We start from the raw sequence: 9,865 nt of genomic DNA on the forward strand, positions 1-9,865 counted from the left end.
CCGCAGTGATCATCCGGCGTCCAGCGAGAAAACGGCCTCCCCGCGGACGCGGCCGTTGACCTGGAGCTGCACCAGGTGTTCCCCCGAGTGGTAGCGGCGGGTGGTGATCGGCTTGAAGGAGTGCCGCCTGGTGCCGGCCAGGGTCTCGCCGGGGGCCAGCGGGCGGGTGGCGAGCTTGAACACCTTCGGGGTGCGGGTGCCGTTGGCCTTGGTGTGGTGCACGACGTAGTCGATCACCAGATGGGCCGGGAGTTCGCCGGTGTTGGTGACGGCGTAGTCGAAGGCGAGGTACTCCCCGACGGCCACGCGCGGGGTGGTGACCACCGGCCCGCGCACCGTGACCGGGACGTCCGGGGCGTGGCCCAGGAGGGTCAGTGCCTCGGGGCGGCCGGCCTTGACCAGGGTGCGCAGCCCGTGCCGGACCACGCGGTCCGTGGTGTCGGCGGGCTCGGAGAGCCAGCGGGCGGCGGTCTCGACGGCGAGGGCGGGGTGGTCCCGGCTGATGTCGTTGAGGTGGTTGGAGACGGAGCGGCGGACGTACTCGGATGCGTCGGAGTGGAGGGCGTCCAGCAAGGGCAGGGCGGGGCGCGGGTCCGCGACGAAGGCGGGGAGCTGCGGGGCCCACGGCAGCCGGGGCCGGGTGCCCTCGCTGGCGAGGCGCCGTACGTGCGGGTCGGGGTCGTCCGTCCACTTCCGTACGACGGCCAGGGCGCGGTCGGGGTCGGCGCGCAGGAAGGGCCGTACTGCGGATTCGGCGGTCAGCCGGGAGGTGAGGTCGTGCAGCAGCTCCAGGCCGGGCTCGAACACCTCCAGTCCGCGGACGGCGACGGCCTCGTTGACGGGGAAGGTCATCCACCCCGCGAAGGCCGGTTCGGCGAGCGCAGTGCGCACGACGGCCTCGAAGCCGGGCCAGTCCTCGGGGAGGTCGGCGAGGACGGCGTCGCGGACGGCGGTGACCCGGCCGCTGTAGGTCAGCCCGTCCAGGGCGGCGGCACGGGCGGTCAGGGCGGGGGCGGACGGGCGGCCGCCGGCCCGGGCCAGGAGGCCGGCGAGGGCGGTGACGGTGTCCGCGCTGAGGAGTTCATCGGCCGTGGGCATGGGGACAGTGTCGCGGATGCCGCGCCGTGGGCGGGGCTGCTCCGGGGCCCGGTCCGGGTCGTATACCGCGTTACCGATGGTCACCGCAAAGTCACGAGGGAAAGTTTGGAATGGCGCAAATCGGACATGCCTGCGGTTTCCGCATGACGAAACCTTCTCTGTCGAGCCTGTCGAACCGCGGTTGGATGCCCAAGTGAACCTTTCATTACGTGTTCGTGAACGGCTTCAGCCTCAGGATTCCAAGGCTTCTGGAGCGGTTCTTTTCCGGAGTTCGATCCTCCAGATGTGGAAAACGCACCCTCTAACGTCCTGACCCATGACTCAGCTGGATGTTCGGCCTCAGGCCGGAGACACGGTAAGCGGCGTCGCCGACGGCGATGTCCGCGGCAAGGGGCTCGGCAAGGGCTCCGTAGGGCTTGTGGGCAGCGCCGTCATCGGCATCTCCACCGTCGCGCCCGTCTACTGCCTGACCTCGACCCTCGGCTCCACCGCCGGCGAGGTCGGCCTGCAGATGCCCGCGATCTTCCTCGCCGGCTTCCTCCCGATGCTCCTGGTCGCCTTCGCCTACCGCGAACTCAACAAGGCCATGCCGGACTGCGGCACCTCCTTCACCTGGACCGTGAAGGCCTTCGGCCCGCGGATCGGCTGGATGTGCGGCTGGGGCCTGGTGATCGCCACGATCATCGTGCTGTCCAACCTCGCCGGCGTCGCCACCTCCTACTTCTGGCTGCTGGCCGGCGAGATCACGGGCAATGCGTCGATCGCCGCCCTGGACGACAACAAGCTCGTCCACATCGCCACCTGCCTGACGCTGATCGCCGTCGCGACCGCCATCAGCTACCGCGGCATGACCGCCACCAAGGGCGTCCAGTACGCCCTGGTCGGCCTCCAGCTCGTCGTCCTCGCCGTCTTCGTCGCGATGGCCTTCCAGAAGGCCTCCGCCGGCACCTTCGACACCGGCCTGGACTTCTCCTGGTCCTGGATGAACCCCTTCGCGGTCGAGTCCATGGCGGCCTTCACCGCCGGACTCTCGCTCTCGATCTTCATGTACTGGGGCTGGGACGCCTGCCTGGCCACCAACGAGGAGACCACCGGCTCCACCAGGACCCCCGGCCGCGCCTCGCTCATCGCCATGGTCGTCCTGGTCGGCTCCTACCTCGCCACCGGCATCGCAGCCCAGATGGCCGTCGGCTCGGGCGGCGAGGGCCTCGGCCTCGCCAACGAGGAGACCTCCGACAACGTCTTCGCGGCCCTCGCCGGCCCGGTGATGGGCCCGGTCCTCGGCATCCTGCTCTTCGTCGCCGTCCTGGCCTCCGCCGCGGCCTCCCTGCAGACCACCTTCATCCCGGTGGCCCGCACGGTCCTCGCGATGTCGACGTACGAGGCCCTGCCGCCGTCGTACGCCAAGGTCCACCCCCGGTTCAAGACCCCGGGCCGCGCCACCGTCATGGCGGGCGCCGCCACCGGGCTCTTCTACACGGTGATGACCCTGGTCAGCGAGAACGTCCTGACCGACACGATCTTCGCGCTCGGCCTGATGATCTGCTTCTACTACTCGCTGACCGCCTTCGCCTGCGCCTGGTACTTCCGCGCCGAGCTGCGCCGCTCCTCCCGCGACCTGTTCTTCAAGGGCGTCTTCCCCGTCCTGGGCGGGCTCCTGCTGGCCGCGGTGTTCTGCAAGACCCTCTTCGACATGTGGGACCCGGCCTACGGGTCCGGTTCCACCGTCCTCGGCGTCGGCAGCGTCTTCATCATCGGCGTGGGCCTGCTCGCCCTCGGCCTGGTGATCATGTTCGTCACCGAGCGCCGCAGCCCCGCCTTCTTCCGCGGCGAGGTCCTCACGAAGTCCACCCCGTCGCTGGTGGTCGAGGACTGACACCCCGCGCCACGCCACCCACTGAGTCATCCCCGCGGCCCCGGATCGATCCCCCCGATCCGGGGCCGCCGGCGTTGCGCGCGGTGACCTCGGGTGCGGGGGGTCGTTGGGCCGGGCATGACTGCCATGAAGCGCACCCTCACCGCCCTGGTCCTGTCCGGGGGCGCGGCCCTCGCACTCCTTCCCGCCGCCGCGCACGCCGCGACCGCCGACGAGCCGTCCGGGGCGGCGCCGCTCGTCGGCCGCGTCGTCGACATCGCCGACCACCCCGCGCAGACCGTCCAGGACGCCAAGACGGCGGTCGCGGTGACCCAGGGCGCGGTCGGCTCCGCCACGAAGGCCACCGACAGCTCCCTCGGCGGCGCCGGCACGGCCCTGGACGCGGGGCTGCCGAAGACCCCGAAGGTCGAGTGATCACGGCCGGTACGGGACGGGCCGGGATCTCGGCCCGTCCCGCTCGTTGAGCAGCGCATGATCCTCTGGTTGCTCAACAGCCTCAGCACCTTCGTCATCGCCGTCCTCATCGTCGGCGGCCTCACCGGCCTCGCCGTCGCCGGGAGCATGGCGGCCCGCCGCTGCTTCCCGCACCTGGCGCAGGGGGAGCACAACGAGATGGTCGGGATCGCGCTCGGCATGTTCGGCGCGATCTACGGCATCATCCTCGCCTTCGTCGTCGTCACGCTGTGGACGCAGCTGGAGACCACCCAGAACATCATCGCCGCCGAGGCCGCCGACCTCGCCGCCGTCGTACGCAGCGCCGACGCCTTCCCCGCGGCCGACCGGGCACGCGTCCACGCGGCCGTCGGGGCGTACACGCACGCCGTCGTCGAGGTGCAGTGGCCCCTGATGCGGGAGGGCCGGCCCAGCTACGAGGCGACCGGCGCCCAGACGCACGCCCTGTACCAGGCCCTCATGGCCTACGAGCCGCAGGGCCCGCGCGCGGAGACCTTCTACGAGGAGGCGGTCACCCGCCTGAACGACCTCAACTCGCAACGCCGCGCCCGGATCACGATGGCCGAGACCTCCCTGCCGGTCCTGCTCCAGGTGCTCGTGTACGGGGGTGCGCTGGTGATCGTCCCCCTGACCTTCCTCTTCGGACTGCGCAGCCTGAAGATGCAGCTGCTCTTCGTGTCCGCCGTCGCCGGGCTGATCGGCTTCAGCCTGCTCCTGGTGGTGGCCCTGGACCGGCCCTTCGCCGGCGACCTGAGCGTGAGCCCCGCCCCGTACCAGGAGGCGGCGCTGGCCCGGTTCTGGGCGCCCGACGCCCCGGCGGATCAGCCTCCGGTGCAGGGGTAGAGCACCAGCCGCCGGCCGACGGTGACGGCCCCCGCATCCCCGTACGGGTTGGGCGGGAGCTGCACGGCGCGACGGCGCCCGCGCCGGTCGTCCCTGTCAGCGGTGTGGCCCGTCCGGCCGTCGAGGCGCACTCTTGAGGGTGGGACGCCGGTACGGCGTCCCCCGGAGCGGCTGTTCGGCTACGGGTACGGGCCGGCGGAGCCCCGCGGCCGGCCGTCGGCCTGCGGCGGTGCCGGACCGGGTGCGCAGTCCGCGCGGTGGGAGGCACCTGTATGGCAGCCGGACAGCACGGGGCTCCGGATCGATCGGAGAGTTTCGGGGAGGGACTGTTGGGCGGGCTCCTGGACGTGGCCCCGGAGCTGCCACCCCACCTGGTCGGTCCCGTCGTGGCCGACGCGGTGGCCCGGCTGGGTGGGCGGCAGCCGCAGATCCTCCTCCAGGACTACGGGCAGGAGAGGCTGGTCCCTCTGGAGGGCGAGGGGCTGGTGGGCGGGGAACCGCTGCGCATCGACTGCTCGGACGCGGGCCGGTGCCTCCTCACCTCCCGGCCCGTCGAGCGTGCGCTGAGCGGTGGGGTTCGGGTCTACGCCCCGCTGTGGGACGGTGGCGACCAGGCGGGGGTGCTGGCTGCCACCCTGGACCAGGTCGACGACGACGACCGCCGGATGCTGCGCAGGATGGCAGGTCTGGTCGCCGACATGTTGGAGAGCAAGAACAGCTGCACCGACCTCTTCTTCCGCACCCGGCGCAGCGAGCCGATGAGCCTCGCCGCCGAGATCCAGTGGTCGCTCATGCCGCCCCTCGTCATGATGACGCCCCGGATCGGCGTCGCCGGAGTCCTGGAACCCGCCTACGACGTGGCGGGCGACAGCTTCGACTACGCGCTGAACGGGGACACCTTCCACCTTGCCGTGATCGACGCCATGGGCCACGGGCTGAACGCCGCCACGATGGCCACGGTGGCCATTGGCGCGTACCGGCACGCCCGCCGGATCAGCGTCGAACTCGCCGAGATCTACCTCTTCATGGACCGGGCCGTGGCCGAGCAGTTCGCCCCCGACCACTTCGTCACCGCCCAGATGATGCGCCTGGACACCGACACGGGCCACCTTCAGTGGGTCAATGCGGGGCACCCGGCCCCCATGCTGGTCCGCCATCACCGCGTCGTGCGCCGCCTGAACAGTCCCACGACCCTGCCCGTCGGCTTCGGGGGAGCACAGCCGCAGGTCAGCGAGGTGGAGCTCGAACCGGGGGACCGCATCCTCTGCTTCACCGACGGGCTGGTCGAGGAGCACCAAAGCGGTCAGGAGCAGTTCGGTGAGGACCAGCTCATCGAATGGGTGAACCAGTTGGAGAAGTCGGACAGAGGGGTCCGCGCGGTCGCCCGGGACCTCTCCCACACGCTCAAGCGGGCACGCGGCGAGGTCACCTCGGACGACGCCACCCTCGTCCTGGTCGAATGGCGGGGATGACGCCCCGACCTGGGCCGCTCGTCAGGCAACGCCGCGGAGTAGACTCGGATTACCGGGAGTAACTCGTACACCCGCTCCCACGCGGACGTCGTTTCCGGCGATCACTACATGGCGCCGCCCACAAGGCGGCCCGGGGATGAGCCCGCGATCATGACTGGCACCGCTTCCCCCTTCTCGGTACGTCTGACCCTGACGCCGAAGACCGCCCTCGCCGGCCTGCTGGACGGCGCCTGGTGGCCCAGGTCCCGCGACCTCGCGGCCGAGCTTCCGTCCCTGGCCGACGCACTGGACGCCCGTTTCGGCCGCATCACCCGGCTCACGGCCAGCCCCACCTGCTGGCTGGAGGTCCCGCCGAGGATCAGTGTCGCGGACGGTCGCGCCGTCCAGCTGGGCTGGTTCACGGAGCAGGACTCCGACACCATGATCCTGTTTTCCTACGCTGTCGGCCGGTGCGACCTGCTGGTGATACCGCCCGAGACCGAAGCCGCCGCGGCACAACGGCTCATGGCCGCCGCCGCCCTCCCCGGCAACGTCCGGGCCGTCGCCACCCTGATGGCCGACGAAGCCGCCACCGGCCGCCGCATCCGAGACGCACGCAGCCGCGATGACTCCGGGGAGAGCGAGGGCGCAACCGCCTCCGCGCCCGCGGGGCATCCGGTCGTCGGTGCGCGGATGATCCCGCTTCCGTGGAACATGCGCCGGTGAGCAGACGGCTCCGCCAACCCGCGTCGCGGGGCCCGGCCGGCCCGGCAGTCGGCCCTCGTCCAGCTGGACGGCTGGGGCTTCCCGGAATCCACCGCGCTGTCCGCCGACACCGGGCTCCTCGTTCGTGGCCGAGTTCGCCGCCAGCGCCGTCCTGCACGGCCGCGGAACGGGGCGTCACGGACCGCCCCGTCGGCACGACGGTCCGGGCGGAGCTGCGGCGCCGGCGCCGCCCCGCTGCAGGCCTCATGTAGTGGCCATATAAGCTCCGGCTGCCCGTCGTGTGAAGACACAGGACGAGGACCTGCTGAGCTGGGGGCTCCATGAGATTGCTGCCGATGGGCAGAACAGTGCGCGAGAGACCGGGCAGGGGCAGGGTCGCGGTCGCTTCCGGGGCCCTGCTGCTCTCCGTACTGGCATCGTTGACCGGCCCGGCGGGGGTCGCCGCCGCCGCGGCGACGCCGCCGCCCGCCGCCGCCGGCCCCGCTGTCGCGGCGGCCCCCGTGTCGGGTCCCACGGCCACAGCGCCGAAGAGCGATCCGGCGGGCGAGCGCGAGGCCGTACTGCGCTCGCTCCAGCAGAGCGGTCGGGCGAGCGCTGCCTGCCCGGCGGGCCTGCAGCCGAGCACGATCGTCAACTGCGCGGTGGAGACGAACACCACGGCGTCGTTCTCGATCACCCTGCCCGCGCCGGACGCGGTGGTCCTGCAGGTGGTCACGTCGCCCGGGATCATCCGGCCCAAGCTGGTGTCACCCGCCGGCGCGACCCTCACGTGCGAGCACGTCCTGGGTTCCGCCGACTACACGTACGGAGCGGTCCGCTGCCCCGTCGCGCAGGCGGGCACCTACACGATGAAGGTGGAGAACACCACCGGCTCGCAGACCCAGATCTGGGCCTCGTACCTGCCACTGGCCTCGTCCACCACCTGCACGACGGTCGCTCCGGCGGACCGCAGGCTCGGCGCCCCCAAGGTCTTCCAGGGCTCCCTGCCGGCCGGTTCGGCCGGTGACTGCTACGCGCTGGACCTGGTCGCGAACGACGTGCTCCGCAGCTACTCGTCGTCCAAGGACATCCACCACATCGTCTACGACGCGACCGGCAAGCAGGTCTGCGCCACCGTGCGCGACTGGCAGAACTCCGGGAGCGTCCCGCTCGACTGCAAGCTCACCGGAACCGCGCCGTTCCGCATGGCGGCGCTCAGTGCCTTCGGGTCGGGCCACGCGGCGTACGACGTCGCCCTGGCGCGTCTGTCCAGGCCGGAGGGCTGTGCGGTGGTGGAGCCGCAGGCGTTCGGTGTCTCCCCGGACCTGACCTCCACGGTGCGCTGCCGCACCCTGCGGGTGTCCCAGCCGGCCTGGCACTCCTTCGGCCCGGTGGCGGCGGGTCCCGCCCCCGCCGGCACGCTGTTCACCGCGGCCGGCGCCGCCATGCCCAGCCCCTGCCAGTACGGCGGATGCGATCTGCCCGTCGGCGACCACACGTGGGTCGCCACGCCGAAGCCCGAGGCTCCCACCGCCTTCGGCATGGCCTTCCACTCCGCCAAGGAGAGCCGCGGCTGCACCGCCACCCACGACAACGGCCTCGTCGCCGGGCCGGTGAGCGGCACGTTCGGCGGACCCGGGCAGAAGCTGTGCCTGACCCTGCCGACCGCCTCCGGCACGGGCGTGTACCTGCTCGACCGGACACCGGCGGGCGTGGAGAGCCTCGGCGTCCTGGTGTACGACGCGGCCGGGTCGAAGCAGTGCGAGTACTCCGGCTATCACCCGGTGTGCAAGCTGACCGGGACCGCGCCCTTCCGGGCCGTCCTGACCGGCACGCCGTCGAAGGCGTACGGGCTGGCGGTCCACCGGACGGGGGAGGCCGCCGGGTGCGCGGCCTGGCCGCGGACCGGCTTCGACGCATCGGTGGGCGCGCAGGCGTCGCTGGCCGTCGGCGCCCTGCAGACGTGCCTGACGTTGCCCGCCGCCCAGCACACGGCCGCCGAGGTGCTGGCCTACTCCGCCCCGTACGGCCAGCAGGGCGCGACGTTCTACGCCGCCGATCCCGCCGGCAACGTCGCGTGCATGGGCGGATCCGTCGTGACGTGCCGCCTCACGCCCGGCACTGCGTACACCGTCATGATGGTCGGACGGGCCCCGGAGACCTACCAGCTGGCCCGGCGGGACATCTCGGCGACGGCGAACTGCACCGCCCCGGTATCGACGAAGGTCGGCGCCCAGGCCGTTTCCTTCGACCTGACGTCGCCGCTCGACGCCCGGTGCGTCCGCGTGAGCGGCTCCGCCACCGACAAGTTCTGGCTGGGCGCCAGGACGGCCGGCGGCAAGGACGACCCCGCCGCGAGGCTGCAGGTGGTCGACGCGGCCGGCGCGCTGCAGTGCCAGCAGTACACCGAGGCTTGCCGGGTCACCGGATCCACGTCGTACGTCGCGGTCGTCCTCCCCCACGGCCACGCGGGCAAGCCGATCCACGCGGACGTGGACACCTGGAAGGTCGCCACGTCCGGGGGCTGGGTGCCGGAGTGTGCGGCGAACCGGATCTCGGCGGAGGGCTTCCCCGAGCGCAGTGGTGTGCTGACGCAGACCGCGAGCGCCTACTGCGCGGTCGTCGACATGAAGCCGTCGCAGAGTTTCGGTGTCAGCGGGGTGAGTACGACCAACGACCTCGACAGCTGGTCCACCGCGCAACTCAGCCTGCTCGCCGCCCACGGCTGGGAGGGTTCCGGAACCTCCTCCGGATACCGGTGCGACGGCGGGTTCAACACCCTCTGCTCCGTCGACAGCGACGCCCCGGCCGGCCAGGCCGTCCTGATGCTGAGCCCTGCAAGGACAGTGCTGCCGGTCGAGTTCACCCTGCGGGGGACCTGCGTCACCGGGTGCGCCGGGCAGCCGCGCAACCCCTGGATATCCGGCATCAGCCCCGCGGCGGGTCCCGCCGGGACGCTGAACCAGGCGGTCGTCCACGGACAGGACCTCACCCTGACCACGGAGCTCATGCTGATGCCGAGCGGCTCGCAGTTCGCCGACGGCCCCTTCATGAAGCCGCTCTCCGTGAGCCCGGACGGAACGTCGATGAAGGTCCTGGTCGACACCACCGGCCTCCAGCCGGGCCTCTATGACGTGGGCCGCTACATCGGCAGCCGGATCACCAAGGCCTACACGGTGACCGCGCCGACGGCCGCCACGAAGAGCCGGTTCGTGCCGCACGGTCCGGCGCGGTTCCTGGACACGCGTGACGGTACGGGTGCGGCGAAGTCTACCCGAACGGGCAACCCAGGCCCTCGGTGTCGAACCTCAACTTCGCACCCGGGCAGATCGTGCCGAACCTGGTGACGGTGCCGGTGGTGAACGGGAAGGTCGACCTGCGCAACAACGCCGGTTCGGTGGACCTGATCGCCGACGTGACGGGGTACTACACGGACAAG

General features: G+C 71.8%; 7 protein-coding genes. 6 read left to right on the forward strand and 1 reads right to left on the reverse strand.

What is annotated here, in order from left to right:
- Nucleotides 1-9: 9 nt before the first annotated feature.
- On the reverse strand, nt 10-1,098 hold the full coding sequence (locus IF89_RS0129960) for a DNA alkylation repair protein (protein ID WP_030774757.1): 1,089 nt from the start codon (nt 1,096-1,098) through the stop codon (nt 10-12).
- A gap of 316 nt (nt 1,099-1,414) precedes the next feature.
- Between IF89_RS0129960 and IF89_RS0129965 the strand changes: the two genes are divergently transcribed.
- From IF89_RS0129965 to IF89_RS0129990, 6 genes are all read left to right on the forward strand, one after another.
- Entirely contained in the window at nt 1,415-2,974 is a 1,560-nt protein-coding gene (locus IF89_RS0129965; RefSeq protein ID WP_030774758.1) for an APC family permease, read from the forward strand.
- 117 nt (nt 2,975-3,091) lie between these two features.
- On the forward strand, nt 3,092-3,388 hold the full coding sequence (locus IF89_RS0129970; RefSeq protein WP_051807828.1) for a hypothetical protein: 297 nt from the start codon (nt 3,092-3,094) through the stop codon (nt 3,386-3,388).
- Nucleotides 3,389-3,445: 57 nt separating this feature from the next.
- Nucleotides 3,446-4,270: a DUF4239 domain-containing protein gene (locus IF89_RS0129975; RefSeq protein WP_030774763.1), complete on the forward strand. Its 825-nt coding sequence runs from the start codon at nt 3,446-3,448 to the stop codon at nt 4,268-4,270.
- Nucleotides 4,271-4,542: 272 nt separating this feature from the next.
- Nucleotides 4,543-5,742, forward strand: coding sequence for a PP2C family protein-serine/threonine phosphatase (locus IF89_RS0129980; protein ID WP_030774764.1), 1,200 nt, complete (start codon nt 4,543-4,545; stop codon nt 5,740-5,742).
- 150 nt (nt 5,743-5,892) lie between these two features.
- Nucleotides 5,893-6,447: a DUF5994 family protein gene (locus IF89_RS0129985; RefSeq protein ID WP_043194584.1), complete on the forward strand. Its 555-nt coding sequence runs from the start codon at nt 5,893-5,895 to the stop codon at nt 6,445-6,447.
- 335 nt (nt 6,448-6,782) lie between these two features.
- Nucleotides 6,783-9,773 (forward strand): hypothetical protein, encoded by a 2,991-nt coding sequence (locus tag IF89_RS0129990; RefSeq protein ID WP_158717942.1) that lies wholly within the window; start codon nt 6,783-6,785, stop codon nt 9,771-9,773.
- Nucleotides 9,774-9,865 lie beyond the last annotated feature (92 nt).

It is taken from the genome of Streptomyces sp. NRRL F-2664, assembly GCF_000719345.1.
Lineage (GTDB): Bacteria > Actinomycetota > Actinomycetes > Streptomycetales > Streptomycetaceae > Streptomyces.